This window comes from Hydrogenophaga pseudoflava, assembly GCF_004353865.1.
GTDB classification, from domain to species: domain Bacteria; phylum Pseudomonadota; class Gammaproteobacteria; order Burkholderiales; family Burkholderiaceae_C; genus Hydrogenophaga; species Hydrogenophaga pseudoflava.
Genome location: NZ_CP037867.1, coordinates 623,293 through 649,115, shown reverse-complemented (window position 1 = coordinate 649,115; position 25,823 = coordinate 623,293). Strand labels below are relative to the sequence as shown.

24 protein-coding genes are annotated in these 25,823 nt (G+C 68.9%); 10 read left to right on the top strand and 14 right to left on the bottom strand.

The window, feature by feature from the left end:
- The first annotated feature begins 3 nt into the window (after positions 1–3).
- The 4 genes from HPF_RS03305 (at position 4) to HPF_RS03285 (ending at position 4,816) form a co-directional block, all read left to right on the top strand.
- On the top strand, positions 4–1,467 hold the full coding sequence (locus HPF_RS03305) for an efflux transporter outer membrane subunit (RefSeq protein ID WP_133155738.1): 1,464 nt from the start codon (positions 4–6) through the stop codon (positions 1,465–1,467).
- Between the two features lie 19 nt (positions 1,468–1,486).
- Complete coding sequence (locus HPF_RS03300; RefSeq protein WP_133155737.1) at positions 1,487–2,788, top strand: efflux RND transporter periplasmic adaptor subunit; 1,302 nt, start codon at positions 1,487–1,489, stop codon at positions 2,786–2,788.
- 98 nt (positions 2,789–2,886) lie between these two features.
- Positions 2,887–3,618: an ABC transporter ATP-binding protein gene (locus HPF_RS03290; RefSeq protein WP_243721743.1), complete on the top strand. Its 732-nt coding sequence runs from the start codon at positions 2,887–2,889 to the stop codon at positions 3,616–3,618.
- Positions 3,608–4,816: an ABC transporter permease gene (locus HPF_RS03285; RefSeq protein ID WP_133155736.1), complete on the top strand. Its 1,209-nt coding sequence runs from the start codon at positions 3,608–3,610 to the stop codon at positions 4,814–4,816. The genes HPF_RS03290 and HPF_RS03285 overlap by 11 nt, the downstream gene beginning before the upstream one ends.
- Positions 4,817–4,818: 2 nt before the next feature.
- Here HPF_RS03285 and purT read toward each other — a convergent pair whose 3' ends face one another.
- Positions 4,819–6,021 (bottom strand): formate-dependent phosphoribosylglycinamide formyltransferase, encoded by a 1,203-nt coding sequence (gene purT / locus HPF_RS03280; RefSeq protein ID WP_133155735.1) that lies wholly within the window; start codon positions 6,019–6,021, stop codon positions 4,819–4,821.
- Between the two features lie 19 nt (positions 6,022–6,040).
- Positions 6,041–6,907, bottom strand: a complete 867-nt coding sequence (asd, locus tag HPF_RS03275; protein WP_243721669.1) for an archaetidylserine decarboxylase — start codon at positions 6,905–6,907, stop codon at positions 6,041–6,043.
- A gap of 124 nt (positions 6,908–7,031) precedes the next feature.
- Here asd and HPF_RS03270 point away from each other — a divergent pair, with 124 nt between their 5' ends.
- On the top strand, positions 7,032–7,967 hold the full coding sequence (locus HPF_RS03270) for an ATP-binding cassette domain-containing protein (protein ID WP_133155734.1): 936 nt from the start codon (positions 7,032–7,034) through the stop codon (positions 7,965–7,967).
- A complete protein-coding gene (locus HPF_RS03265) occupies positions 7,967–8,779 on the top strand; it encodes an ABC transporter permease (RefSeq protein WP_133155733.1) in 813 nt (270 codons plus the stop codon). Before HPF_RS03270 ends, HPF_RS03265 begins: the two co-directional genes overlap by 1 nt.
- Here the strand turns inward: HPF_RS03265 and HPF_RS03260 are convergent, their stop codons facing one another.
- The 4 genes from HPF_RS03260 to HPF_RS03245 all read right to left on the bottom strand — a co-directional run bounded on the left by HPF_RS03260 (position 8,780) and on the right by HPF_RS03245 (position 13,134).
- A complete protein-coding gene (locus HPF_RS03260) occupies positions 8,780–9,052 on the bottom strand; it encodes a hypothetical protein (RefSeq protein ID WP_133155732.1) in 273 nt (90 codons plus the stop codon).
- 199 nt (positions 9,053–9,251) lie between these two features.
- A complete protein-coding gene (locus HPF_RS03255; RefSeq protein ID WP_079364344.1) occupies positions 9,252–10,370 on the bottom strand; it encodes a YbdK family carboxylate-amine ligase in 1,119 nt (372 codons plus the stop codon).
- A 7-nt stretch (positions 10,371–10,377) separates the two neighbouring features.
- Positions 10,378–11,532 (bottom strand): cation:proton antiporter, encoded by a 1,155-nt coding sequence (locus HPF_RS03250; protein ID WP_066153854.1) that lies wholly within the window; start codon positions 11,530–11,532, stop codon positions 10,378–10,380.
- A 120-nt stretch (positions 11,533–11,652) separates the two neighbouring features.
- Entirely contained in the window at positions 11,653–13,134 is a 1,482-nt protein-coding gene (locus HPF_RS03245) for a hypothetical protein (protein ID WP_133155731.1), read from the bottom strand.
- Between the two features lie 79 nt (positions 13,135–13,213).
- Between HPF_RS03245 and HPF_RS03240 the strand changes: the two genes are divergently transcribed.
- A complete protein-coding gene (locus HPF_RS03240) occupies positions 13,214–13,858 on the top strand; it encodes a hypothetical protein (RefSeq protein WP_133155730.1) in 645 nt (214 codons plus the stop codon).
- A gap of 42 nt (positions 13,859–13,900) precedes the next feature.
- Here HPF_RS03240 and HPF_RS03235 read toward each other — a convergent pair whose 3' ends face one another.
- Entirely contained in the window at positions 13,901–14,773 is an 873-nt protein-coding gene (locus HPF_RS03235) for a class I SAM-dependent methyltransferase (protein WP_133155729.1), read from the bottom strand.
- Between the two features lie 33 nt (positions 14,774–14,806).
- On the opposite strand from HPF_RS03235, the gene HPF_RS03230 reads away from it, so the two are divergent.
- The 3 genes from HPF_RS03230 to HPF_RS03220 all read left to right on the top strand — a co-directional run bounded on the left by HPF_RS03230 (position 14,807) and on the right by HPF_RS03220 (position 16,832).
- Positions 14,807–15,847 carry a serine/threonine protein kinase gene (locus HPF_RS03230; RefSeq protein ID WP_133155728.1) on the top strand — a complete coding sequence of 347 codons (1,041 nt, stop codon included), beginning with the start codon at positions 14,807–14,809 and terminating at the stop codon, positions 15,845–15,847.
- Positions 15,848–15,915: 68 nt separating this feature from the next.
- A complete protein-coding gene (locus tag HPF_RS03225; RefSeq protein ID WP_133155727.1) occupies positions 15,916–16,365 on the top strand; it encodes a MarR family winged helix-turn-helix transcriptional regulator in 450 nt (149 codons plus the stop codon).
- 50 nt (positions 16,366–16,415) lie between these two features.
- A complete protein-coding gene (locus HPF_RS03220; protein ID WP_066154081.1) occupies positions 16,416–16,832 on the top strand; it encodes an organic hydroperoxide resistance protein in 417 nt (138 codons plus the stop codon).
- Here HPF_RS03220 and HPF_RS03215 read toward each other — a convergent pair whose 3' ends face one another.
- The 7 genes from HPF_RS03215 to htpG all read right to left on the bottom strand — a co-directional run bounded on the left by HPF_RS03215 (position 16,833) and on the right by htpG (position 25,750).
- Complete coding sequence (locus HPF_RS03215) at positions 16,833–17,681, bottom strand: 2OG-Fe(II) oxygenase (RefSeq protein ID WP_079364339.1); 849 nt, start codon at positions 17,679–17,681, stop codon at positions 16,833–16,835.
- 67 nt (positions 17,682–17,748) lie between these two features.
- Positions 17,749–18,711 carry a lysylphosphatidylglycerol synthase domain-containing protein gene (locus HPF_RS03210; RefSeq protein ID WP_079364338.1) on the bottom strand — a complete coding sequence of 321 codons (963 nt, stop codon included), beginning with the start codon at positions 18,709–18,711 and terminating at the stop codon, positions 17,749–17,751.
- 105 nt (positions 18,712–18,816) lie between these two features.
- Complete coding sequence (locus tag HPF_RS03205; protein WP_079364337.1) at positions 18,817–19,770, bottom strand: response regulator; 954 nt, start codon at positions 19,768–19,770, stop codon at positions 18,817–18,819.
- Positions 19,767–20,957: a hybrid sensor histidine kinase/response regulator gene (locus tag HPF_RS03200; RefSeq protein ID WP_079364336.1), complete on the bottom strand. Its 1,191-nt coding sequence runs from the start codon at positions 20,955–20,957 to the stop codon at positions 19,767–19,769. Before HPF_RS03200 ends, HPF_RS03205 begins: the two co-directional genes overlap by 4 nt.
- The gene (locus HPF_RS03195; RefSeq protein ID WP_133155726.1) at positions 20,954–22,282 is read right to left on the bottom strand and encodes a sensor histidine kinase; all 1,329 of its coding nucleotides are present in this window, start codon (positions 22,280–22,282) and stop codon (positions 20,954–20,956) included. The genes HPF_RS03200 and HPF_RS03195 overlap by 4 nt, the downstream gene beginning before the upstream one ends.
- A complete protein-coding gene (locus tag HPF_RS03190) occupies positions 22,279–23,700 on the bottom strand; it encodes a class I SAM-dependent methyltransferase (RefSeq protein ID WP_066153883.1) in 1,422 nt (473 codons plus the stop codon). The genes HPF_RS03195 and HPF_RS03190 overlap by 4 nt, the downstream gene beginning before the upstream one ends.
- A gap of 184 nt (positions 23,701–23,884) precedes the next feature.
- Entirely contained in the window at positions 23,885–25,750 is a 1,866-nt protein-coding gene (htpG, locus tag HPF_RS03185) for a molecular chaperone HtpG (RefSeq protein WP_133155725.1), read from the bottom strand.
- Positions 25,751–25,823 lie beyond the last annotated feature (73 nt).

Here is a 25,823-nt window from a genome sequence, read left to right as displayed (position 1 = left end):
GACATGAACAACAGAATTCCCTTCCCTGTTGCGGCCCGCCAGCCACCGCTGCGCCGTGTGAGTCTGGCGGCTGTGCTGGCGTTGAGCCTTTCGGCCTGCGCCCACCTGTCGTCCCCGCCCGATCACGCTGACAGCAGCGGCGCGCTGCCGGTGGTACCGCCCCAATGGACCGCGGCGCCCGCCGCCGAAGGGATGGCGGCCACCACGCTGACCCAGTGGTGGCAACGCTTCAACGACCCCTCGCTCACCACCCTGGTCACCCAGGCGCTGCAGGCCAACCCCGGCGTGCGCAGCGCGCAGGCAGCGCTGCTGCAGGCGCGCGCCCAGCGCGATGTGCAGCAGGCGAACAACGGCCCCTCGCTCAGCGCCTCGGGCTCGGCCCAGCGCAGCCGCTCGGGCTCGGCCGACGCCAGCAGCCGCTTCCAGGCCGGCTTTGACGCCAGCTGGGAGCCCGACATCTTCGGCGGCAACCGCGCCCGCCTGGACGCCAGCGAGGCCGAGGCCCGCGCGTCCGAAACCAGCCTGGCCGATGTGCAGGTGTCGCTCGCGGCCGAGGTCGCCGCCTCGCTGATCGAGCTGCGCGGCCTGCAGTCGCGGCTGGACATCGCGCAGCGCAACCTGGCCGCCCAGTCCGAAACGCTGCAGATCACGCGCTGGCGGGTGCAGGCCGGCCTCGCATCTTCGCTGGACCTGGAACAGGCCATTGCGGCGCAGGCGCAGACCCAGGCCCAGATTCCTGCGCTGCAGACCAGCCTGGCCCAGTCCCGGAACGCGCTGTCGGTGCTGACCGGACAGGCGCCCGGCGCGCTGGACGCCACGCTGGGCGCGGTCGCGCCGGTGCCGCAGCCGCCCGCCGACATCGCGCTCTCGCTGCCGGCCGAGACCCTGCACCAGCGCCCCGACGTGCGCACCGCCGAGCACCGCATCAGCGCCGCGCTGGCGCGAGTGACCGCCGCCGACGCCGCGCGCTACCCGAGCATCCGGCTCGGCGGCTCGCTCGGCCTGTCCGCGCTCACGCTGGGCACCCTGACCGACGGCGCCTCCGTGGTGCGGTCCCTGCTGGCCAGCGTGTCGGCGCCGCTGCTGGACGGAGGCGCCGCGAAGGCCCAGGTGCGCGCGCAGGAGGCGGCGCTGGAACAGGCGCGCGCCAGCTACGCCAGCACCGTGCTGACCGCGCTGCAGGACGTGGAGGACGCGCTGGTCGCCATCCAGGGCGACCGCGAGCGCCTGGCCCGCCTGCAGACCGCCGCCGAGGCCGCCGTCAACGCCGAGCTGCTGGCGCGCCAGCGCTACCAGAGCGGCCTGATCGACTTCCGCACCGTGCTCGACACCCAGCGCACCCTGCTGTCCGCGCAGGACAGCGTGGCCAGCGCCCAGGCCTCGCTCGCCACCGGCCATGTGCGCCTCTACAAGGCCCTGGGCGGTGGCTGGACCCCGGACACCGCCGCGCCGAGCGCCGCCCGCTGACCGATTTCTCCCGATGACCATGAACGCCAAGAAGACCTCCACCCCCGCCGACGTCCAGAACCTGCTGGGCGATGACCGTCCGCCCCGCTGGTGGCAGCGCGCCTCGACCTGGATCGCGGTCGCGGCGCTGGCGCTGGCCGGCGGCGGCCTCTACGTCTGGCAGTCGCAGAAGAGCGCCAAGGCCGCCCCGGTCTACGTGACCGAGCCGCTCAAGGCCGGCGACATCACGCTCACGGTCGCGGCCAACGGCACGCTGCAGCCGACCCGCTCGGTCAACGTGGGCAGCGAACTCTCGGGCACGGTCAAGCGGGTGCTGGTCGACGTCAACGACCGCGTCAAGGCCGGTCAGGTGCTGGTGGAGCTGGACACCGCCAAGCTGCAGGACCAGGTCACGCAGGCGCGCGCCGGCCTGGCCTCGGCCCAGGCCCAGCTCGCCCAGACCGGGGCCACGGTCCGGGAGGCCCGCGCCACGCTGGCGCGCTTCGAGGAGGTCGCCCGCCTGTCGGGCGGCAAGGTGCCCTCGGCCACCGAACTCGACAGCGCCAAGGCCGCTGTGGACCGCGCTGTGGCCGCCGAGGCCGCCGCCCAGGCCGCGGTCAACGAGGCCCGCGCCGCGCTGTCGACCAACGAGACCAACCTGTCCAAGGCCTCGATCCGCTCGCCCATCAGCGGTGTGGTGCTCTCGCGCTCGGTCGATCCAGGCAACGCGGTGGCCGCCTCGCTGCAGGCGGTCACCCTGTTCACCCTGGCCGAGGACCTGGCCCAGCTCAAACTGGATGTGGCGGTGGACGAGGCCGACGTGGGCAATGTCAAGGTCGACCAGAAGGCCACGTTCACCGTCAGCGCCTTTCCTGCGCGGCGCTACCCGGCCACCATCCAGCGCGTGGCCTTCGGATCGACCAAGACCGACAACGTCGTCACCTACACCACCACGCTCAATGTCGACAACGCCGACCTGAGCCTGCGCCCGGGCATGACCGCCGCCGCGACCATCGTGGCCAAGGAGGCCAAGGGCGTGCTGCTGGTGCCCAACACCGCTCTGCGCTTCTCGCCCGCGTCTTCCAACGGCGCCGCCCCGGCCAGCGGCGGCAGCATCCTCTCGAAGATGATGCCGCGCCCCCCGAACACGCGCCCCAAGACCGCCGGCATGGACCGCCGTGGTGGTGGCCCGCGCCAGATCTGGGTGCTGGAGAACGGCGAGCCCGTGGCCAAGCCGGTCAAAACCGGCATCAGCGACGGCCGCAACACCGAGGTCAGCGGCGAAGGCCTGACCGAAGGCATGGCGGTGATCACGGAACAACGCAGTGGGGCTACGCCGTGAGCCCCCACGCTCCACCGCTGCGCGGGTCGCTGCCCCCCGGGGGGGCTGATCCGGCTTGGGGCGGCCCGGCGCCGGATCGCCCGGTCAACGACACCCCGCTGATCCGCCTGCGCGGCATCACCAAGACCTACGGCGAGGGCAACACCGCCTTCCAGGCGCTCAAGGGGGTCGACCTCGACATCCAGCAGGGCGACTTCGTGGCGATCATGGGCCCCAGCGGTTCGGGCAAGTCGACCGCGATGAACACCCTGGGCTGCCTGGACGTGCCCACCACGGGCGAGTACCTGTTCCGCGGCGTGCACGTGGAGTCGCTCTCGCGCGACCAGCGTGCGCGCCTGCGCCGGCGCTACTTCGGCTTCGTGTTCCAGGGCTTCCACCTGCTGGCGCGCACCTCGGCGCAGGAGAACGTCGAGCTGCCCCTGGTCTACCGCGGCGAACCCGCGGCCCTGCGGCACTCGGCGGCGCTCGCGGCGCTGGAGAAGGTCGGTCTCAAGGGCTGGGAGCACCACACGCCGGGCGAACTCTCCGGTGGCCAGCAGCAGCGCGTGGCGATCGCGCGCGCCATCGTCACCGAGCCGCAGGTGCTGCTGGCCGACGAGCCGACCGGCAACCTCGACACGCAACGCAGCCACGAAATCATGGAACTGCTCTGGCGCCTGAACACTGAGCAGGGCATCACCGTGCTGATGGTCACGCACGAGCCCGACATGGCCGAGTACGCGCGCCGCATGGTGCGCTTCGTCGACGGCGTGGTTGCCAGCGACGTGCGCAACCCGGTGCCGCACCTGCTGCGCGAACGCCAGCCGGAAGGGGACAGCCATGTGGCTTAACACCCTGGTCCTGGCGCTGCGCTCGATCCGGCGCAACCTGCTGCGCTCCTTCCTCACCATCCTGGGCATCGTGATCGGCGTCAGCGCCGTGATCACCATGGTCACCGTCGGCAACGGTGCCACCGCGGCGGTGCAGAACCAGATCGCCGGCCTGGGCACCAACCTGCTGCAGGTGCGGCCCGGCCAGCGCATGGGGCCGGGGGGCGGCGGCGGCGGTGCGCCCGCGTTCAAGGAGAGCGACGGCGAGGCCATCATGGGACAGGTCAGCGGCATCCTGGCGGTGGCGCCCGAAGCCCGCACCGGCACCACCCTGGTGGCCAATGGCCGCAACTGGAATTCCAGCGTGATCGGCAGCACCAACGACTGGCTGGTCACCGGCAACTGGAAGATCGCCGACGGCCGCAACTTCAGCGACGACGAACTGCGCGCCGGCGGGGCGGTCTGCCTGATCGGCCAGACGGTGCAGCGCGAGCTGTTCGGCAACACCAGCGCCGTGGGCGGCCAGCTGCGGGTCAAGGCCATGAGCTGCGAGGTCGTCGGCACGCTCGCGTCCAAGGGCCAGGGCGCCTTCGGCAACGACCAGGACGACATGGTGCTGATGCCGATCAAGACGCTGCAGCGCCGCATCGTCGGCCACACCCGCGTCAACACCCTGCTGGTGTCGATGAGCGATGGCGCCGACGCCGCGCGCGTGACCGCCTCGATCACGCAGCTGCTGCGCGAGCGCCGCAAGCTGGCCGAGACCGACGAGGACAACTTCAACGTGCTCGACACCAAGCAGCTGGCCGAAACCCTCTCGGGCACGACCAGGATCATGACCATGCTGCTGGGCGCGGTGGCCGCCGTGAGCCTGCTGGTGGGCGGCATCGGCATCATGAACATCATGCTGGTGAGCGTCACCGAACGCACCCGCGAGATCGGCCTGCGCCTGGCCATCGGCGCGCTGGAGCGCGAGGTGCTGCTGCAGTTCCTGATCGAGGCCGTGGTGCTGGCCGCGCTCGGCGGCCTGGTGGGCATCGTGCTGGCCACCGGCGCCTCGGTGGCGCTGTCGGCGGTGATGGACGTGCCCTACCAGTTCAACCTGGGCGTGAACCTGCTGAGCTTCCTGTTCTCGGCCGCCATCGGCGTGCTGTTCGGCTACTTCCCGGCGCGGCGCGCGGCGCGGCTCAATCCGATTGACGCATTACGTCATGAGTGAAGTCAGACCTCGCGGGGCCTGACCTTGCTCGCGGCCAGCTTGGCGTTGGCGCGCGCCGTGTCGGTGTCCGTCGCCCGGGCCAGCGCGACGCCCATGCGGCGCTTGGTGAAGCTCTCGGGTTTGCCGAACAGGCGCAGGTCGGTGCCGGGCACACGCAGCGCCTCATCGACGCCGTCGAACACGATGCCCTGGGCCTCGACACCGCCGTAGATCACGGCACTGGCGCCCGGGTTGCGCAGGGACGTGTCCACCGGCAGGCCGAGGATGGCGCGGGCGTGCAGTTCGAACTCGCTCTGGTGCTGCGTGCACAGGGTCACCAGGCCGGTGTCGTGCGGGCGCGGGCTGACTTCGCTGAACCAGACCTGCTCGCCCTTGACGAACAGCTCCACGCCGAACAGGCCCAGGCCGCCGAGGTTGTCGGTGACGGCCTTGGCGATCTGGCGCGACTTTTCAATGGCGGCCGGCGTCATCGCCATGGGCTGCCAGCTCTCAACGTAGTCGCCGCTCACCTGCACATGGCCAATGGGTTCGCAGAAATGCGTCTCGACCTCGCCACTGGCGCCCCTGGCGCGCACGGTCAGCTGGGTGATCTCGTAGTCGAAGTCGATGAAGCCTTCGACGATCACGCGGCCATGGCTCACGCGGCCGCCGGCCATCGCGTAGTCCCAGGCTTTCTGCACATCGGCCGGGCCGTCGATCTTGCTCTGGCCCTTGCCGCTGGAACTCATCACCGGTTTGACGATGCAGGGGTAACCGATGCCGGCGTCAATGGCCGCCTGTAGCTCGGCCAGCGAGTCGCAGAACTGGTAGGGGCTGGTCGGCAGGCCCAGGGTCTCGGCCGCCAGGCGACGGATGCCCTCGCGGTCCATGGTCAGGCGCGCGGCGCGCGCGGTCGGGATCACCGTTACCGTGCCGGCGGCTTCGAGCTGCTCCAGCATGGGCGTGGCAATGGCCTCGATCTCGGGCACCACCAGGTGCGGGCGCTCGGCCTCGATCAGCGCCTTCAGCTGCGCCGGGTCGCTCATGGTGATGGTGCGCGCGTGGTGCGCCACCTGCTGGCCCGGCGCGTTCTCGTAGCGGTCGACCGCGACGGTCTCCACGCCCAGGCGCTGCAGCGCGATCAGCACCTCCTTGCCGAGTTCGCCGCTGCCCAGCAGCATGACGCGGGTGGCGGAGGGCGAGAGGGGTGTACCAAGCGTCGTCATGAGGGTCCTCGAAAAAACGTCAGGGGGCGGCAAGGCCCATGGCCTCGCCCATGCGCACCGGCCGACCGGCCGCCCAGCGCGGGTTGAAATCGATGGTGTCCTTCGGCCAGAGCATGACGACCGTGGAACCCAGCAGGAAACAGCCCATCTCCTCACCGCGCTGCAGCAGGCAGGGCTCGTCGTCGTAGGTCCATTCGCGCACGTTGCGGGTGCGCGGCGGATTGACCACACCGTGCCAGACCGTGGCCATGCTGCCGACGATGGTGGCGCCCACCAGCACCAGCGCAAACGGACGGGTCTCGCCGTTGACACCGTGCGGCACGTCGAACACGCAGACCACGCGCTCGTTGCGTGCGAACAGACCGGGCACGTGCGCCGCCGTCACCGGGTTCACCGAGAACAGCTCGCCGGGCACGTAGATCATGCGCCGCAGCCGCGCGTTGCTGGGCATGTGGATGCGGTGGTAGTCCTTGGGGCTGAGGTAGATCGTGGCGAAGGAGCCGCCGCGGAACTGCGCGGCCAGGCCGGCGCTGCCCCCCACGAGCGCGCGGGTGCTGTAGCGGTGGCCCTTGGCCTGGTAGATCTGGTCGTCCTTTATGGCACCGAGCTGGCTGATCGCGCCATCGACCGGGCAGACAAATCCGTCGCGCGCGAGCGGGCGCACGCCGGCGCGCAGCGGCCGGGTGAAGAACTCGTTGAAGGTGGCGTAGCTGCGCGGATCGGGGTTGACCGCCTCGTCCATGTTGACGCCGTAGCGCTTGATGAACCAGGGAATCACGTTGTGCGTCCACCAGGTAGCGCGCGAGTGGGCGCACCAGCCGGCAAACCGCGTGATCGCGGTCTTGGGCAGCAGGTATTGCAGAGCGACGGCGGGGGGAAGGGACACTTTGGAGCGAGCCGGACGCGGCGTCAGACGACCGTTCGGCCGGGAAGCCGGCATTGTAGGACGGCCGTTTTCACCCGCCATTTCCGCCCGCAGGGGCACGGCGGGCACGGCACAATCGGCCGCCATGAGTGAACTGCTGTTCAAGTGCCGGGACCTGGTCAAGCGCTACGGCGGCCAGACGGTGGTCGACCGCCTCTCGTTCGGCATCGCGCCGGGCGAGTGCCTGGGCGTGATCGGCCCCAACGGCGCCGGCAAGACCACCACCATCCGCATGTGCCTGGGCCTGACGGCACCGGACGCCGGTGCGGTGACCGCCTTCGGCCTGCCCATGCCGCAGGAGGCGCTGGCGGTCAAGCAGCGCCTGGGCGTGGTCAGCCAGATGGACACGCTGGACCCGGATTTTTCCTGTGCCGAGAACCTGCTGGTGTACGGCCGCTACTTCGGCCTGAAGGACGCGTCCATCCGCGCGCGCATTCCGCAGCTGCTGGAGTTCGCCGCCCTGTCGCACAAGGCCGATGCCAAACCCGGCGAGCTCTCGGGCGGCATGAAGCGGCGGCTGTCGCTGGCGCGCGCCCTGGTCAACGACCCGCAACTGCTGCTGCTCGACGAGCCCACCACCGGGCTGGACCCGCAGGCGCGGCACCTGATGTGGGAGCGCCTGCAGCTGCTGTTGCAACAGGGCAAGAGCATCCTGCTGACCACCCACTTCATGGACGAGGCCGAGCGCCTGTGCTCGCGCCTGCTGGTGCTGGACCACGGCCGCAAGATCGCCGAGGGCCGGCCGCGCGAGCTGATCGCGCAGCACCTGGAGCCCGAGGTGGTGGAGGTCTACGGTGCCGGCGCGCTGGCGCTGCACAACGCACCGGCACACGCCGCCCTGCGCCAGCTGGCCGGGCGGGTCGAGGTCAGCGGGGAAACCGTGTTCTTCTACACCCAGGACGCCCGGTCGCTGCTGCAGGCGCTGGCGCCGATGCACGATCTGCGCACCCTGCACCGGCCGGCGAATCTGGAAGACCTGTTTCTGAAACTGACCGGCAGACAAATACGGGAAGACGGCTGATGAGCAACCCATCCCATTGGTCCGCCCCACGTCTCTCGATGCGCTGGTGGCCCGTGTTCCAGCGCAACCTGCTGGTCTGGAAGAAACTGGCGCTGCCCAGCCTGGTCGGCAACATCGCCGAGCCGCTGATGTGGCTGGTCGCCTTCGGCTACGGCATGGGCGCGCTGGTGGGCCAGGTGAGCCTGTCCACGCCGCAGGGGCAGCAGGCCGTGCCCTACATCCTGTTCCTGGCCAGCGGCAGCATCTGCATGAGCGCGATGAACGCGGCCAGCTTCGAGGCGCTGTACTCCGCCTTCTCGCGCATGCATGTGCAGAAGACCTGGGACGGCATCATGAATGCGCCCGTGCGGCTGGACGACGTGGTGCTGGCCGAGATGCTGTGGGCGGCCTTCAAGGCCCTGTTCACGGTGCTGGCCATCCTGGGCGTGATGCTCGCGCTGGGCATCAGCCACTCACCGAAACTGCTGCTGGTGCTGCCGGTCCTGCTGGTGGCGGGCATCACCTTCTCGTGCATCGCCCTGGTGTTCAACGCGCTGGCCCAGGGCTACGACTTCTTCACCTACTACTTCACGCTGTTCCTGACACCGATGATGTTCCTCTCGGGTGTCTTCTTTCCCCGGGAACAGCTGCCGGGTCTGGTGCGCGCCATCTCCGAATGGCTGCCGCTGACCAATGCCGTCGCGCTGGTGCGCCCCCTGTTCATGGACCAGTGGCCCGATCGGCCTCTGGTGCACCTGGCGGTGCTGGCGGTCTACGCGGTCGGCGCGTTTTGGGTCGCGCTGGCGCTGACCCGCAAACGCTTTGCGAAGTGATCAGTGCACGGCGAGCTGCAGGGCCGGCTGGGCTGCGGCGTAGAACTCGACGCCCGAGTCCATGAAGGCCTCATTGTCGATCGCTGCGTCGTAGGCACGGACGGCCTTGCGCTGTGTGAGGGTGTGGTGGGTGATCGGGATCAGGGGCTTGTCCAGCGGGCGGCACACGCGGTGGCGCAGGCCGCGCAGGTCGCGGCTGCTTTCCATGGCCGTGATCACGGCTTCCGGATCGAGCATGAGGACGAAGGGGTTGAGGCTGTCGGTGGAGTTCATGGCGGTGTCCTGGAGAAAACGGGGTGAAAACAAGGCGTTTGTCGATGTCACAAACTGTATTCATCCTGTTTCAAGACGTTAAGTCGGCGCCTTGCCATTCGCGTTGTAGGAAATTGCCTGACAAGCTGCGAGATAAGCGGTAATCACCTGTCAGTTTTCCGGCGAGCGGGGACCCGGCCGGCCCCACCTCGCGGCCCCATCAGGCGCGCAGAGCGTCCACCGCCGCCGCCACCACCCCCTGCACGCTGCCGCTCTCGGCGTAACACTTGCGGAGCCAGGTGGCGTGGTTGCCGTCGCGCGCCGCGGTGCGTTCGACCTCGTCCAGCGCGGCCTGCGCCTCCAGCACATCGGCGTGGTGGCCGAGCTTGCGCAGCGTGGCCAGGATGTCCTCGCGGATGCTGATCTGCTCGCGCGTCTTGGGGTTGACCATCATGCCGTCGAGACCAAAACGGCAGGCCTGGAAGCGGTTGTAGGTGTAGACGAGGTAGTCGTCCTCGACCGGCGGCGGTTCGTCGCGCTGCAACAGGTGGCGGCACAGGCACTGCAGGTAACAGGCCAGCGCCGCGGCGCGTTCCACCGTCAGCGGCGTGTCGCAGACCCGCAGCTCGATGGTGCCGTACTCGGGCTTGGGCCGGATGTCCCAGTAGAAGTCCTTCATGGACTTGACCACGCCCGTGCTCTCCATCTTGGTGAAGTACACGTTGGCGAACTCGTCCCAGCTGAGCGTGAAGGGAGCGCGCCCCGAGAGCGGGAAGGCGAACACCGAGTTCAGGCGCGCCGAGTCGAACAGCGTGTCCACACCCTGGAAGAACGGCGAGGACGCCGACAGCGCGATGAAGTGCGGCACATAGCGGTTGAGCGAGTGCAGCAGGAACAGCGCCTCGTCGGGCGAGCTGCAGCCCACGTGCACGTGCTGCCCGAACACGGTGAACTGCTTGGCGAGATAGCCGTACAGCCCCGAGAGCTCCTGAAAGCGCGGCTTGGAAAAGATGCGCTGCTCGAACCAGCGCTGGAACGGGTGGGTGCCGCCCCCGGCGAGCGCGATGTTGAGGCGGTCACCCGCATTCACCAGGGTGTCGCGGATCTCGCGCAGCTGCGCCAGCAGCGGGCCGTGCATGTGCTGCACGTCGGTGGCGATCTCGATCATGCTCTGCGTCATCTCAGGCGTGACCACGCCCGGGAAGGGCTTGCGCCGCAGCAACTCCAGCAGGTCGTTGGCGCTGCTGGAGAGGTCCATGTCGTAGGTGTTGACGAGCTGCAGTTCGAGCTCGACGCCCAGCGTGAGGGATTCGGAGGCCTTGAAAGTTTCCAGCGGCATGTCTGCGTCACTCCCGGGTCACATGCGTTTCGCTCGCCGCCTGCAGGGCGCGCTGCGTCACCAGAGGGCCGAACAGCTCCTGCAGCACCATCATGAACGCCAGGACCATCAGCACCTGGCGGGCGGGTTCGAAGCCGTAGAGGCGGCTCTGTTCCAGCAGCAGGATGGCGAAGGCCGACATCGGCGTGAGCGCCAGGCCGGTCAGCAGACCCTTGCGCTCGGTGCTGCCCGACAGGCGCGCCGCGGCCACGTTGCACACCACCTTGGTGGCGATGCGCACGACGATCAGCACCAGCCCCAGCAGCACGCCGCCACCGATCTCGCTCCAGTCCAGCAGGGCCGCGATGTAGACGAACAGGAACAGCGTCAGCATGTCGCCCGCGGTGCCGAAGCCGCGCTGGGCGTTGGTGAGGTGCACGCGGCGTTCGCGCGCCACGATGCCGAAGGTCAGCGCGGCCAGCAGCGGCGAGAGCTTGAGGCCGTAGGCCATGGTGGTCAGCAGCACCACCGCGAGCGCGAACACCAGGGTCACGTCGCGCTCCTGGATGCGCTGCGAGCGCAGCAGTGCGGGCATGCCCACGCCCAGCAGCGCCCCCACGGCGACCGAGGTGACCAGCACGTGCACGCTGCCGAAAGCCGCCAGCACCAGGTCGCCCGAGGTCGAGAGGTGCCAGTAGCCGATGACCAGCTTGAGCGCCAGTACGGCCACCAGGCAGTTGATTGCGCACAGGTGCAGCACGCGCTCGGTCACCTGGCCGGCGCTGCGCATCTCGTTGGCCACCCGCACGATGCCGGCGGGCGAGGCGGACACCGACAGCGCCGCGATGATCAGCCGGGTGTCTGTGGGCAGCGTGAACAGCCCCGACACCCAGTACACCGTGGCGAAGGTCAGCACCGACTCCACCAGCCCCAGCGCCAGCACCCAGGGGTTGTGGCGGAACCAGCGCAGGTGGATGCGGTAGCCCAGCTCGAACAGGATCAGCGACAGCGCCACGTTGGCCAGGAAGGGCAGGCCCGGCACGGCGTCGGTCAGCCCCGGCAGGTTGATCAGGCTGGCCACCAGGCCCACCGCCACATAGCTGGTCACCCGCGGCAGGTTGGCCCATTCGTGCAGCCGCTCGCCCAGATACCAGGCCACCAGCAGCACCAGGGGCCAGGCCATGGACTGAAGAAGAAAGGGAAAGTCGGTCACCATGCAGAAAAAGAATGGTTGGAGGGCGGCGCCCCGGCCCCCGGGTGTACCACCCCGGGAAGGTGCTGTCATGTAACAGGACGAAACCCCTCAGGGGGCGGCGGCCTCTTGACGCCAGTGAAAACGCTGTTCCAGCAGGCGCGGTTCGTCGAAATGGCGGCGGCCAACAAAGGCCGTCGGGTGCCGCCCCCACTGCCGCATCGCGCCGGGGCTCTCGATGCCCATGGGCCAGAACAGGACCCGTTCGCCGCGCTCGGTACCCGGCATGATGCCATGGGACCCGAACGCACTGCGATGGCCGCCGTCCGCCGTGGGCAGACTGCGCAGCTGGTCCTCGTGCTCCAACGAATAGGTCGTCCCCGCCGCGCCTCCCTCATCGGCGGCCACACCGACCAGCTGGTGGTCCGATGCGCTCAGATGCACCCGCAGGCGCTGGCTCGGCGCGAGCTCGGGCAGTGTGGCCGGCACGAACGCCCATTCGATGCGCGCCGACGGCGGCGGGCGCAGGTCCATGCTGCGCGCCGGCACGAACACGTGGTAGCAGCCGCAGCCGTGGATGCTGTCGAGCATCAGCGGCCGACCGCCTTCGTCCAGGGTCATGCGCAGCACCACCGCATCCACTCGACCGGCCAGCAGGTCCAGCCCGTGGCGCGCCGGCCGCTCGGGAAACCACAGGCTGTAGACCAGCTGCAGCAGCACCCGGTCGCCGTAGCGCGTGTGGGCGATGCGCTGGTAGAGCACCGGCTGCGCGGTCTGGACCTCGGGCGCCGGGCCCTCGCCCCAGCGCAGCCAGCCGGGCCGGTCGGCGTCGGAACGGGTCTCGATGTGCACCACCGGCGCGTAGGCCTGCAGCAGGCGGCGGGCGGTGTCGGCGTCGGGTGCCGGAATACCGAGAGCGTCCACCGGCAGCGGCGTCCACGGCACCGTCGCTGCGGCCCCGGTCGCGGGCCGGTAGCGGGCCCAGCCCGGTGCGTCCGCGGGCGGCGAGGCCATCCAGCGGCTTTGCCATTGCCGCAGCTCGCGCTCCACGCCCGAGAAAAACGGCCACTGGCTCAGCGGGTAGAGACCCAGCGTGCGCAGCGCAACGCTGTAGTCGTCGGGCACCAACGCGGCGTCGCGCAGCCGGCGCCGGGCGGCCTCGTCGGCCGACAGCGCCTGCCAGAGCAGCGGGCCGCAGGCCCTTGCGCGCGCCTGGAGGTCCTCGCGGTCCACGGCGCCCAGCGCATCCACGGCGGCGCGCGGCAGGTTGCGAATCTCGGCCCTGCGCGCCACCTGGTCCAGCGCCTGCAGGCGCTCGCCCCAGGCCTGCCAGCGCGCAGCATCCTGCAAGGCCTCGTCGCGGAAAGACGCCAGCAGGCGGTCGACGCGGACGAAGGGGAAGCCGGCGATGCGGGCCGCGCCGCCGTCGCGCACCGCATGCGCATCGGTCTGTTCGTCGAGCTGCTGCAGCCACCGCTGGCAGGCGGCCACCGGTCCGCCCTCGTCGGCGCCGCGGGGCACAGGCGACGCGCACCCTGCCAGCACCACCACGGCGGTGGCGAGCAGGCGCGAAATCACGGGCTTGCAGACCATCGCACGATGGTAGCGGCCGGCCTCGCCAGCGCCGAAGGTCTGGTTACACGCCCGCAATGGCGCAGGGTTACCATGCCGCATGACCCCAACCCGACGCCTTTCCCTCGCCCGTACCGTTGGCCTGCCGCTGCTGCTGTCGCTGACCGCCCTCGCGTCCCACGCCCAGTCCACCCCCGCCACCGCACCGGCGGCCGCCGCGGCGTCCAGCCCGGCCAAGAAGGAGCTGATCCAGCGCGTGCTCAAGCTGCAGCAAGGCGGCATCGAGCGGCTGGCCACGGCCATGACCGAAGAGCCCGCTGTGCTGCTCGCCGACCGGGCCTCCGAGATCATTGCCGCCAAGGTGCCCAAGGACCGGCAGGAGACGGTCGCCAAGGAGGTCCAGTCAGAGCTGCAGAAGTACCTCAAGGACACCGTGCCCCTGGTGCGGCGCAGTGCCCAGCAACTGGCGCCGGCCACCATCGGCGCGGTGCTGGAGAGCAAATTCAACGAGGACGAGCTGCGCGAGATCGTGGCGATGCTGGAGTCCCCGGCCTACGGCAAGTACCAGCAGCTCAGCGGTGAGATGCAGCAGTCGCTGCAGGCCAGGCTGGTGTCCGACACCCGCGCCACCGTCGAGCCCCGCGTGCAGGCGCTGGAGAAGACCCTGGGCGAGCGTCTGACGGCAGCCACCTCCGCAGCCGCCGCCACACCCGCCAAGCCCGTGGCCAAGCCGGCCGCCAAGTAAGCCCCTGACCTGAGCCCGCACGCCGCACACGCGGCGCGGGCCTCAGACCGCGAAGCGCTCGCGCAGCGGCTGCAGGCCGAGTTCGTCGACGATCTGCAGCAGGCGTTCGCGGGCGCGCAGCCGCTGGCCCTGCGGACCGTCGTGGCGGCGCGCCAGAATCAGCTCGTTCTTCATCGAGTGCTCCCAGCCCACCAGTTCGGTGACCGTGACCTGGTAGCCGTGGGCTTCGAGCTGCAGGCAGCGCAGCACGTTGGTGATCTGGCTGCCGAACTCGCGTGTGTGCAGCGGGTGCCGCCAGAGTTCGGCCAGCGGTGTTCGGGCGAGTGACAGCGCCTTGTGCTGGCGCATCACCGAGGCCACCTCGGCCTGGCAACACGGCACCAGCACCATGAAGCGGGCCTGCTTGGCCAGACCGAAGGCGATGGCGTCGTCGGTGGCCGTGTCGCAGGCGTGCAGCGCCGTCACCACGTCGATCCGCGCCGGCAACTCGGGGTGGTCCAGCGCCTGCTGCACCGTCGTCGCCAGGAAACCCATGCGCGCGAAGCCCAGCCGCTGCGCCAGCGCGCGCGACTTCTCCACCAGCTCGGCGCGCGTCTCGACCCCGTACACCCAGCCGACCGGCTTCGACTTGAAGAACAGGTCGTAGAGGATGAAGCCGAGGTAGGACTTGCCCGCGCCGTGGTCGGCCAGGGTCACGTCGCCGCGGTCCTTGAGCACCTCGGCCAGCAGCGGCTCGATGAACTGGACCAGGTGGTAGACCTGCTTGAGCTTGCGGCGGGTGTCCTGGTTGAGCCTGCCCTCGCGCGTGAGGATGTGCAGCTCCTTGAGCAGTTCGACGGACTGGCCCTCGCGCAGTTCGGGCAACTGGGCCTGCAGGCTGGGGGCTTCGGGGGTGCGGCGGGCGGCTTTGGGCATGCCTGGATTGTCGCAGGCGGTCACAATCGGCGCATGCACGCCACCGACCCGCGACACCCCTACGAAACGCTCACACCCGACGTGGTGCAGGACGCGCTGGCCAGCCTCGGCCTGTGGGGCGACGGGCGCCTGTCCGCGCTGAGCAGCTACGAGAACCGGGTCTACCAGGCGGCGCTGGAGACGCCTCTGGACGGGCACGCGCAGGTGGTCCTCAAGTTCTACCGGCCGGGCCGCTGGAGCGAGGCACAGATCCTCGAAGAGCACGCCTTCGCGGCCGAGCTGGCCGCCGCCGATGTGCCGGTGGTGGCACCGCTGTCCATCGACGGCCACACGCTGCACCGCCATGGCGGCTTCCTGTTCAGCGTGAGCCCGCGGCGGGGCGGACGGCGCCCCGAACTCGAGGACTTCGACGTGCTGGAGTGGACCGGCCGCTTCCTCGCGCGGCTGCACGCCGTGGGCGCCGCCCGGCCCTTCGCGCAGCGGCCGGCGCTCGACGCCGCCAGCTTCGGCCACGAGCCGCGCGACTGGCTGCTCACGCACGAGGCCGTGGCGCCCGAGGTGCGCAGCGCCTGGCGCCAGACGCTGGACGAAGCGCTGCAGATCATCGAGTCGCACCCGGCCCTGCGCCCGGTCCGGGCCTCGGCCACGGACGGCGGCGTGGCCCTCATCCGCCTGCACGGCGACTGCCACCCCGGCAACATCCTGTGGACACCCGAAGGCGAGCCCGGCGCCGGCCCGCACTTCGTCGACCTGGACGACGCGCGCACCGGCCCCGCGGTGCAGGACCTGTGGATGCTGCTCTCGGGCGAACGGCGCCAGCAGACGCAGCAGCTGGGCGCCCTGCTCGACGGCTACGAGCAGATGCGCGACTTCGACCGGCGCGAGCTGGCCCTGATCGAACCGCTGCGCACGCTGCGGCTGGTGCACTACAGCGCCTGGATCGCGCGCCGCTGGGACGACCCGGCGTTCCCGATCAACTTCCCCTGGTTCGGCGGCCGCGACTTCTGGCAGGGCCAGGTGGACATGCTGGTCGAACAGATCGAAGAAATGCAGAAGCCGCCGCTGGTGGTTTGACCCTTCCTGTACAAAGGTTTCTGGCAATTAAATTGTGTGCAATTTAATTGCCAGCTACAGTTCACCCCATGCCTTCCACACCACCGCTCGACGACCGCGCCCTGCTGCTGGACAACCAGCTGTGTTTCGCGCTCTATTCGGCCTCGCTGGCCATGACCAAGCTGTACAAGCCGCTGCTGGAGTCGATGGGCCTGACCTATCCCCAGTACCTGGTCATGCTGGCGCTGTGGGAGCGCGACGGCGAAACCGTCTCGGCACTGGGCGAACGACTGCACCTCGACTCGGGCACCCTGACCCCGCTGCTCAAGCGACTGGAGGCGGCCGACCTGGTCTCGCGCCTGCGGGACACCACCGACGAACGCCGCGTGCTGATCCGCTTGACCGCGGCCGGCCGGCGGCTCAAGGCCCGGGCGGCCCGCTTGCCCGCCTGCGTGATGCAGGCCGCGCAGTGCACCCTCGACGAGGTCACTGCCCTGACCCGACAGATCCAGACGCTGCGCGACCGGCTCAGCGCCTGACCCCTTCACCCACCCGCTTGCTGCGCAAGCTTTTCATGAAAGACCCGACCATGGCCTCTCTCGACAAAGTTCTCTACACCGCCCGCACCCACACCACCGGCGGCCGCGACGGCGCCTCGCGTTCCGACGACGGCCGTCTGGACGTCAAGCACACGCCGCCCGGCGCGCCTGGCAACGGCACCAACCCCGAGCAGCTGTTTGCGGCCGGTTACTCGGCCTGTTTCATCGGCGCCATCAAGGCCGTGGCCGGCAAGATGAAGCTGACGGTGCCGGCCGATGTGGCGGTGGACGCCGAGGTGGACCTGGGCCCCGTGGGCCAGGCCTATGGCATCGCGGCGCGCCTGACGGTGCACCTGCCAGGCATGGACCGCGCGCAGGCCCAGGCCCTGGTCGACGCCGCCCACCAGGTCTGCCCGTACTCGAACGCTACCCGCGGCAACATCGACGTGACCCTCACGCTGGCCTGATCAGCCGCGCTTCTGGATCGTTCCGGCCAGGTGCCGCTCGCGGAAGCGGCGCATGGCCCGGAACAGCACCGGCGGCATGTAGTCCTGCGACACGCGCCAGCGCAGGCCGCCGATGCGCTCGTTCGGGCGCTCGGCAAAGATGGTCGTGTGCGCACCGTTCTTCTCTTCGTCGGGCCGTCCGTTCGTGTAATAGAACAGCGCCAGCGACTTGCGCGAGTCGCCTTCCGGGCAGGTCAGCGGGTCCGGGTGGCCGTGGAAGGTGTTGCTGGTCGGCGAGAAGATGGCGAGGCGGTTGAACACCGGCAGGATCTTGGCGCCGCAGTACGTCACCTCGCGGTCCCACAGCTCCAGGCTGCCGCCGTACTCTTCCTTCCAGTTCTTGTTCATGTAGAAGATGACGTTGATCCGGCGGTCCAGGAAGTTCTGGTCGTGCTTGTTGAAGTCGGCGTGCAGCTTGAGCAGGCCGCCGCGCGGCGTCTGGTGCAGACCGCCGCCCCGCATCGAAGGATCGGCAATCATGTTGTCGATGCCGGTGACCTTTTCAAGGAAGCGCAGGAACGGCGCCGAGTTGAACTGGTAGAGCATCTGGCGCGTCACCGGCCCGAACTTGGTCTCGTCCACGCACACCAGCTTGCGCTCGGCCGGGCGGTTGTAGTTGTGCCACTCGATGTCCTGCGCCCTGGGGAACTCCTGCCACATCGCCTCGGCGATGTCCTCGGGCAGGAAGTTGTCGAACGCCATGTGGTTGAACGGCGTGCCGAGCTTGTACTGGGCCTCGCCCTCGATGGCGAGTTGTTCGTAGCGGGGGTCGTCGAAGACGAAACGGTTGGACAGTTCGGGGCGGGACACGGAGGACTCCTGAGGGTGCCGGGACGGTGGTCCCGTGAAACATCCCTTCAGCGACCGGCCCCCCTTTTCAGGGCGTGGCGGCAGGCGTCTTGTGCGCTTGCATGCGGCGTCCGAGCACGCCGAGCAACACGGTCAGGGCATCTCCGAGCAGAGTGGTCAGGCGCATGCTCACGGCCAGCCCGGCGGCCACCGCAGCTCCGGTCAACGGAGTGAAGAGCACCACCATCATCGCCTCGCGCACCCCGAGACCACCGGGAGAGCCTGGCACCACATAGCCCACCACCCAGGCGCTGCTGTAGAGCAGCGCGATGCTGAACCAGTCAATGTCGGGACTTGCGAATAAGTATTCCGACTGCAATTTCACTACATAGCCCTGCTGCATGAAGTTGATCAAGATCAACAGGGACACGAACAGCGCGGTGCGCAGTTGCGGCAGGCGCAACAGCCGGCCGCCGCCAATCTTCATGCTCAGCCTGGGCAGCAGGGTGTTGAGCACCTTGATGCCCAGCCAGGGCGCCACCAGGGCCAGCGGCAGGATCCAGACCAGCTTGGAAGCGAAGGCGGGTGCTGCCGCCCCGTCGGCGGTGTGCAGGTCCCACAGCACCACGGTGCCCAGCAGGGCGAGCAAGCAGCTGATCACCAGGTTCCAGATGCCCTCGAACACCGCCGTGCCCACCGCGACACCCACGGGAATGCCGGTGGACTTGGCCAGCACGCCGCGGCCGATGAACTGACCCACATTGCCCGGCAGGTACTTGCCCAGCTGGGAAATGAAGAACACCTGCACCGCCAGCCGCGTGGGCACGCGGTGGCCCTGGTCGGACATCAGCAGGCGCCACACGTGGGTGCCGAAGAAGTGGGCCAGCACCACGCTCATCATGCTGAGCAGGCCGACGGCCACGGTGGCCAGGTTGAGGGGAATCGGCGGCAGCTTCTCCATGTGGATCATGAAGGCGCGCACGAAGAACACGATCGACGCCACGACGGCCGCATACATCAGCCACTTGAAAACGGTCTTGGCGTATTTCATGGAAACCCGTGGGAAACAAAGCGAAGCGGCGCTACAAGGCGCCGCACAACCCCACAAGTGTAGTCGCCGGGTGGTGGCCAGCCACCACCCGGACCCTGACGCAGATCAAGCCAGGCTGCCCAGGCGCTCCATCGCGTCGGCCAGCCAGTCCTTGGGCAGGGGCTCGTCCTTGGCCGGCGCAACCATCCAGCCTTCGCCAGCCGAATGGAGGCCGAAACGCCCCTGGGTCCAGAGTTGCCAGGCCAGCCAGGCGCAGTCGTGGGCCGAGGCCGGACCACCGGCGGGTGCGGTCAGCAGGGCCGTGCAGGGCTCGGTGCGGGCGAGATGCAGCACACCGTCCCGGACCTCTGCGCCCAGGACAGCCGCCAGCTGCGCCAGCGCATGCGCATCGTCCTGCCGGGCGCCGAACCGTTCCAGCCAGGAGCGGACCTGCAGCGCCACCCCGGCGCCCCGGCGCGCCTCGGCCTGCTGCAGGTCGGCGTGGTCCCATCGGTGCCAGTCCACCGCCGGCTCCTGCGCACCCACCCACAGGGCCGCCTGCGCAAAGCGGAACAGCGCGCGCTCGTACGCCGCCGGGTCGGCACCGGCGCCGATCACGAGCAGGGACGACAGACGGCCCGACACCAGGCGAGCCTGCTGGGCCAGCATCTTGTCGCGCACCAGTTCGTCGCGCTCGCTGCGCAGGGCCGACAGCTCCAGTGCGTTCTTCAGGTCGGAGCGCAGGCTCTCCAGCTCCCAGGGCTTGGCGATGTAGCGGTAGATCTCGCCGGTGTTGATCGCATCAATGGCCTCGCCGATCTCGGAATAGGCTGTGGTGAGCATGCGCACGATGTGCGGGTAGTGGGTGCGGGCGTGGCGCAACAACTCGTTGCCGCGCTCACCGGGCATGCGCTGGTCGCACACCAGCACGGCGATGTCGGCGCCGTGCACGCTGAGCACCGCCCGCCCCTCGTCGACCGAGTTGGCGGTCAGCACCGGGGCCAGCGGCCCCACCAGCCGCTCAAAGTACTTGAGGGCGATCGCCTCGTCATCGACGTACAGGATCTTCTCGGGTTTCATCTGGATACCTCATGGTGTTGTTCTGTGTCCGTGGCACCAAAGTGCAGGCGGACCGCGGTGCCGCCAGCGGGCGGTGACCGGACCTCGACCGTCCCGCCCACGGATGCCATCACCCGCTGGCAGAAGACCAGGCCCATGCCGCTGCCGCCACTGGCCGACCGGGTGGTGACGGGCTCCCGGGTCAGCCGGGCCAGCACCTCCGGCGCAATGCCCGGACCGTTGTCACTGATTTCAATGACCGCCCGGTCCGGCGTTCCTGCGACCACGATGCGGATGCGGGGTTCGGCCGGCGGTGCCGAATGCAGGGCCAGCAGGGCATTCTTGACCACGGTGCACAGCACCAGGTACAGCAGGTCGCGCTGGCCGGGCAGGACGAAGTCCTGCAGCAGATCGCAGACCAGCCAGCCGGCCTCATCGCCATCGAAAGGATAGCCCTCGCGCACCGATCGCACCAGATCACTGGCCAGTTCGCTGGCGCTGCCGTCGGCGTGATAGGCGTCGCGCGCGGTGCGCACGAAGGTCGCCACCAGGGACTGCGCATAGTCGGTGCGGCGCAGGGCCGCGTCCAGCATCGCGCCGATTTCGCCGGGACGGCGCTGGGTGAGACAGACCAGGTCGGTGTTGCCGCACAGAGGGGCCTGCTGGCGTTCGCGCATGGCGTGCAGGTAGCCGCTGACGGTGGCCAGCGGCGTGCCCACCTCGTGCGCCAGGAATCCGAGCGTCTCTCGCAGGGCCTCGTCCCGCCGCTGCAGCAGGGTCTGCTCGCGCAATCGCTGCTGGCAGGCCGCCAGAGCCTCGCGCAAGGCCCGCCGGGTCACCGGTTCGTCCAGCGGCTTCTCCAGGATCCGCCCCACATGGCCCAGGTTGACCGCCGCCATCGCCACGTCCTTGTCGGCATAGGCCGACATCAGCAGCCGCGACACCAGGGGGTGCCGCTCCCGGACCTCGGCCAGCAGGGCCACACCGTCGCGTTCGGGCATGCGGTAGTCGGTCAGCAGGACGGCGACCTCGTGCCCCTGCCGGTCCAGCAGCTCCAGTGCCTGCCGCACGCTGGCGGCGGTTCGCACGTCGAACTCGTCGCCGTAGGAGCGCGCAAACCACTTGAGCGCCTGCGGTTCGTCGTCGACCAGCAGCACGGCACGGGCCAGCGGGGGAACGGAACCGGAACCCGGCAGGTCGGATTTCATTGGGGCGGCCTCGGCAGATCGAACGAAAACTCGGTCCATTCGCCGAACACGCTGTCGACGGACAGGATGCCGCCGTGCCGCTGCACGATGCCGTAGCTCACGCTGAGCCCCAGCCCGAGGCCGGCCCCCACGTCGCGGGTGGTGAAGAAGGGCTCGAACACCCGGCCGATGTTGGCCGGGTCGATGCCGTGCCCGTTGTCCCGCACCGAAATCCGCAGCCGCTCACCCTCCGGCGCCACCCGCACATCGATGCGCGGCTGCGCCCGCTGCACGGACTGCATGGCGTGGGCGGCATTGCTCAGCAGGTTGATCAGCACCCCGATGATGGCCGGCTCGTCACCCATCACATGGGTGTCCTGGGGCAGGTCGAGCGCCAACTCGATGCCCTTGAGTTCGTAGCCGGCCAGGCGGATGGCCGAACGCACCGCGTGCTCCAGCAGGAAGGGCCGCTGGCTGTCGTCACCGGGCTTCTGATAGGCAAAAGTCTTGAGGTCAGAGACGATGTTCTGCACCCGGGTCAGCCCCTCGCGCGCGTCGTCCAGGCTCTCCTTGAGCATCGGGTCGGTCTTGGCCGAAGGCACGCTCAGGCCCATGTTCACCGCCATCAGGGCGTAGTTCACCGGGTTGTTGAGCTCGTGCAGCAGCCCGGCCGAGAGGGTGCCGATGGCGGCCATCTTCTCGCGCTGGATCAGCTGGCCCTTGACCTCGGCCAGGGTGCGGTTGGTCTCCTGCAGCTTGTCGTTGTTCATGGCCACCTCGTGCTGCAGCTGGAACAGGCGCAGCCGCGCCCGCTCGTTGAACCAGGTGCAGACCGCGCTGGCAATGGCCGAGAACAGGATGAACAGGCTGTTGGTGTAGAGCTTGCCGGGTTCGGCCACGCCGTCGGGGTGGAGCGTGCAGGCCATCAGGTAGAGCACCAGCGTGAGCACACCGAAGCCGATGCCCTCGAACAGCGTGATCGGCAGGATGATGCCCACCGCGTACATCGCCAGGTGCAGGCCGACAAAGTAGATCGAATCGACCCCGCTGGTCAGCCAGATCATCCAGGCGATCATCACCTGCGGCAGCACCAGCCAGGTCATGGTGAGCACCCGCACCTGCTGCGCCCCCACCCGTGTGTAGAGCAGCAGCAGGATGCCCAGGGTCAGGCAGGCCACCAGCAGACGCAACAGGAAGAACTCGGTCAACCACTCCGGATAGGAGAAATAGTCCAGACCCACCCCCGCGAGCACCAGGCCGATGGAGGTGATGCTGCCGGCCTTGCTGTAGGCGAGCCGGAACGCCGACAGCTGACGCTCGTAGGACGCGGTGTCCCTGGCGATCATGCAGTGTCCAGGGGGCCGCGCCCCGGCAGCGTGGTTTCCGCGAACACGTTGACCCCGGTCTGGTCGGTGTACAGGTCGATCGCCGCCCCGACCTCGGACATCACGGACATCATCTGCGCCTCGTCGCGGTAGATCAGGTGCCACTCCAGCAGGTGCTCCATGCCATGGCGCTCGGGGTTGCTCGAGTGCACATTGGTCAGCAGCATGCGCGCGCCCGGGGCGGAGCGGGACATGAAATAGCGGATCAGCCGGGTGCAGACCTTGTCGGACAGGTAGTCGAACAGGCCCGCGCAGTAGATGAAATCAAAACCCCGGCCGCCTTCCAGCGCCTGCGACTGGGCCGGGCGCTTGAGCAGGTCGTGCACCGACTCCTGGACATAGTTCACCTCGACCCGCCGGCCGGTCTCGGCCATCACCGCGTCGATGCGTTCGCGCGTGTAGTCCAGGGTCTCGCGGCTGAAGTCCAGCAGCGTGAAGCTCAGGCGGCTCAGGTCCGCGCCGGAGGCGATCAGCCGCTGCAGCTCGACCGCTGGGCCGCAGCCCACGTTGAGGATGCGCACCTGGCGCCCTTCCTGCTCGCCCAGGGCCACGGCGCGCCGGAGGTAGTCGACCAGGATGTTGATGCGGTTGCGGTGCGCCTCGGCCACCGCCGCCCGCAGGAAGGTCGCGTTGACCAGCTGGATGTAGGTGCTGCTGCCCTGCCGCGGGTCGCCCAGCAGCTGGTTGACCATCTCGTAGTCGCCGGCATAGCCCAGCGGCTTGGCAAAGGTGCGGTAGACGAAAGGCGCCCGCAGCACCAGCGGGTGCAGCGCCGCCTGGGCGTAGCTGCGGTGCAGCAGCGCGTCGTCCGCCGGCACGCTGGCGGCCTCGCTTTCCAGCCGCACCAGGAAGCTCTTGCCCTTGGTCATCAGGGGTTCGGCCATGGCCCAGAACACGGCATCGGTCAGCCGGCCGTCCTCGCCCTTGGGCAGCGAGTCCAGCATGTCGGCCTGGTCGATCCAGCGCGCGGTCTCGGACAGGAAGGCCCGGAACTCGCTGACCGCCACCTGGTAACTTTCCTTGACCCGGAAGCGCTGCTCCCAGTCCTCGACAAAACGGGCAGCCTCCATGCCAACCTCCCGCACATTGCCACGGGCCAGATTGAGGTCCGACCACTCGTCAATCAGGGCCAGCGAGACCACCGCCATCAGGCCGGTGTTGAGCAGGCTCACCACCACCGCCTTGCCCTGGTAGATGGCGCGCTCGCCGGAGCGGATCACCAGGTCGCTGAGCACCTCGCTGACCTGGACGATGGAATAGGGGTTGTAGATCTCCATCACCAGCGAGCGGCGCTGGAGACTGGTCAGCGTGCCGCGCGCGGCTTCGCCTTGGCTGTTTCGGAAGGTGACAACAGGATCAAAGGGGCGCTGGGGTTGCACGGTGGTTGGATGTCAACGGTGGTGGGGCGAATCGCCCCGATCGGAAGCTCCCAATCTGCCAGTGTAGTCATCTGCGACCTGTTTCACGGGCGCAACTGTCGTCCAAACGCCGTTCGGGCGCAAAAAAACCCGGGCCGGATACCGGACCGGGTTTCAGACCTTATGCACTCGATTTCCGTAGCGCTCAGGCCAGCAGCGCGTTGACCCGCCGGACGTAGGCGGCCGGGTCGTCGGGCAGGCCGCCCTCGGCCAGCAGCGCCTGGTCGAACAGGATGTGCGCCAGGTCGTCGAAATGGGCCGAGCCGTCGAGCTTGCGCACCAGCGGGTGCGACGGGTTGACCTCCAGCGTGGGTTTGGCTTCCGGGGCCTTCTGGCCCGCGGCCTTGAGCATGCGGGCCAGCTGGCTGGAGAGCTCGCCCTCGCCCACCACCAGACAGGCGGCCGAATCCACCAGCCGGGTGGTCACGCGCACGTCGCTGGCCTTGTCCTTGAGGGTTTCCTTGAGCTTGTCGAGCACCGGCTTGAAGCTCTCGGCCGCCTGCTCGGCCGCCTTCTTCTCTTCTTCGTCCTGCAGCTCGCCCAGGTCCACCGCCCCCTTGGCCACGCTCTGCAGCGGCGTGCCGTCGAACTCGGGCAGGAAGGACAGCGCCCACTCGTCGACCCGGTCGGTCATCAGCAGCACCTCGATGCCCTTCTTGCGGAAGAGTTCGAGCTGCGGGCTGTTCCTGGCCGCCGCCAGCGTGTCGGCGGTGATGTAGTAGACGGCCTTCTGGCCGTCCTTCATGCGGGCCTTGTAGTCGGCCAGCGACACGGTCACCGCGTCGCCGGTGGTGCTGGCAAAGCGCAGCAGCTTGGCCAGCTTGTCGCGGTTGGAGAAGTCCTCGCCCAGGCCTTCCTTGAGCACGGCGCCGAACTCGGCGTAGAAGGCGGCGTACTTGTCGGCGTCCTTGGACAGGTCGTCCAGCATGGTCAGCACGCGGCGGGTGTTGCCCTCGCGGATCGCCTTCACGTCGCGGCTTTCCTGCAGCAGCTCGCGGCTCACGTTCAGCGGCAGGTCGGCCGAATCGACCACGCCCTTGACCCAGCGCAGGTAGGCGGGCATGAGGCTCTCGGCCTCGTCCATGATGAAGACGCGCCGCACATAGAGCTTGATGCCGGCCTTGCGGTCGCGGTTCCACAGGTCCATCGGCGCCTTGGACGGGATGTAGAGCAGCTGGGTGTACTCGGTGCTGCCCTCGACGCGGTTGTGGCTCCAGGCCAGCGGGTCGGCCTGGTCGTAGCTGATGTTCTTGTAGAACTCGGCGTACTGCTCGTCGCTGATGTCCTTCTTGCTGCGCGCCCACAGGGCGTTGGCCGAGTTCACCGGCTCCCACTCGTCGCGGGTGATGTACTCGCTCTTCTCGGCGTCCCACTCTTCCTTCTGCATCAGGATGGGCAGGCTGATGTGGTCGGAGTACTTGGTGATGAGCGACTTGAGCTTCCAGTGGCTCAGGAACTCGGTCTTGTCCTCGCGGATGTGCAGGGTGATGGTGGTGCCGCGCGCGGCGCGCTCGATGGTCTCGACCTCGAAGTCGCCCGTGCCACCGCTGGTCCAGCGCACCCCTTCGGCCGCCGGCAGGCCGGCGCGGCGCGACTCGACCACGATCCTGTCGGCCACGATGAAGCCCGAATAGAAGCCCACGCCGAACTGGCCGATCAGCTGGGCGTCCTTCTTCTGGTCGCCGCTGAGGTGGCTCATGAAGTCGCGGGTGCCGCTCTTGGCGATGGTGCCCAGGTGCTCCACCGCCTCGGCCTGGCTCATGCCGATGCCGTTGTCGGTGATGGTGATGGTTTTCGCGTCCTTGTCGAAGGCCACCCGCACGTCCAGGTTGGGCGCGTCCTCGAACAGCGCGGCGTTGTTCAGCGCCTCGAAGCGCAGCTTGTCGCAGGCGTCCGAGGCGTTGGAGACCAGCTCGCGCAGGAAGATCTCGGGGTTCGAATACAGCGAATGGGTGACCAGGTGCAGCAGCTGGGCCACCTCGGCCTGGAAGGAGAGGGTCTGTTTGCTCATGTTCTTTGAAAATCGTCAGAAGGTATGAGGGCCATGCCACCCGCTCCGGACCGGCCGGGTGGCACTCGCGAGG

Bases quoted from the DNA above. Each gene is read 5' to 3' on its own strand.
- HPF_RS03235 (WP_133155729.1), bottom strand. From the start codon at position 14,773: ATGCCCAAAGCCGCCCGCCGCACCCCCGAAGCCCCCAGCCTGCAGGCC.
- HPF_RS03300 (WP_133155737.1), top strand. From the start codon at position 1,487: ATGAACGCCAAGAAGACCTCCACCCCCGCCGACGTCCAGAACCTGCTG.
- HPF_RS03220 (WP_066154081.1), top strand. From the start codon at position 16,416: ATGGCCTCTCTCGACAAAGTTCTCTACACCGCCCGCACCCACACCACC.
- HPF_RS03285 (WP_133155736.1), top strand. From the start codon at position 3,608: ATGTGGCTTAACACCCTGGTCCTGGCGCTGCGCTCGATCCGGCGCAAC.
- HPF_RS03305 (WP_133155738.1), top strand. From the start codon at position 4: ATGAACAACAGAATTCCCTTCCCTGTTGCGGCCCGCCAGCCACCGCTG.
- HPF_RS03270 (WP_133155734.1), top strand. From the start codon at position 7,032: ATGAGTGAACTGCTGTTCAAGTGCCGGGACCTGGTCAAGCGCTACGGC.
- HPF_RS03225 (WP_133155727.1), top strand. From the start codon at position 15,916: ATGCCTTCCACACCACCGCTCGACGACCGCGCCCTGCTGCTGGACAAC.
- HPF_RS03195 (WP_133155726.1), bottom strand. From the start codon at position 22,282: ATGATCGCCAGGGACACCGCGTCCTACGAGCGTCAGCTGTCGGCGTTC.
- HPF_RS03200 (WP_079364336.1), bottom strand. From the start codon at position 20,957: ATGAAATCCGACCTGCCGGGTTCCGGTTCCGTTCCCCCGCTGGCCCGT.
- HPF_RS03265 (WP_133155733.1), top strand. From the start codon at position 7,967: ATGAGCAACCCATCCCATTGGTCCGCCCCACGTCTCTCGATGCGCTGG.
- HPF_RS03245 (WP_133155731.1), bottom strand. From the start codon at position 13,134: ATGGTCTGCAAGCCCGTGATTTCGCGCCTGCTCGCCACCGCCGTGGTG.
- HPF_RS03205 (WP_079364337.1), bottom strand. From the start codon at position 19,770: ATGAAACCCGAGAAGATCCTGTACGTCGATGACGAGGCGATCGCCCTC.
- HPF_RS03210 (WP_079364338.1), bottom strand. From the start codon at position 18,711: ATGAAATACGCCAAGACCGTTTTCAAGTGGCTGATGTATGCGGCCGTC.
- HPF_RS03230 (WP_133155728.1), top strand. From the start codon at position 14,807: ATGCACGCCACCGACCCGCGACACCCCTACGAAACGCTCACACCCGAC.
- HPF_RS03250 (WP_066153854.1), bottom strand. From the start codon at position 11,532: ATGGCCTGGCCCCTGGTGCTGCTGGTGGCCTGGTATCTGGGCGAGCGG.
- HPF_RS03255 (WP_079364344.1), bottom strand. From the start codon at position 10,370: ATGCCGCTGGAAACTTTCAAGGCCTCCGAATCCCTCACGCTGGGCGTC.
- HPF_RS03260 (WP_133155732.1), bottom strand. From the start codon at position 9,052: ATGAACTCCACCGACAGCCTCAACCCCTTCGTCCTCATGCTCGATCCG.
- htpG (WP_133155725.1), bottom strand. From the start codon at position 25,750: ATGAGCAAACAGACCCTCTCCTTCCAGGCCGAGGTGGCCCAGCTGCTG.
- HPF_RS03240 (WP_133155730.1), top strand. From the start codon at position 13,214: ATGACCCCAACCCGACGCCTTTCCCTCGCCCGTACCGTTGGCCTGCCG.
- purT (WP_133155735.1), bottom strand. From the start codon at position 6,021: ATGACGACGCTTGGTACACCCCTCTCGCCCTCCGCCACCCGCGTCATG.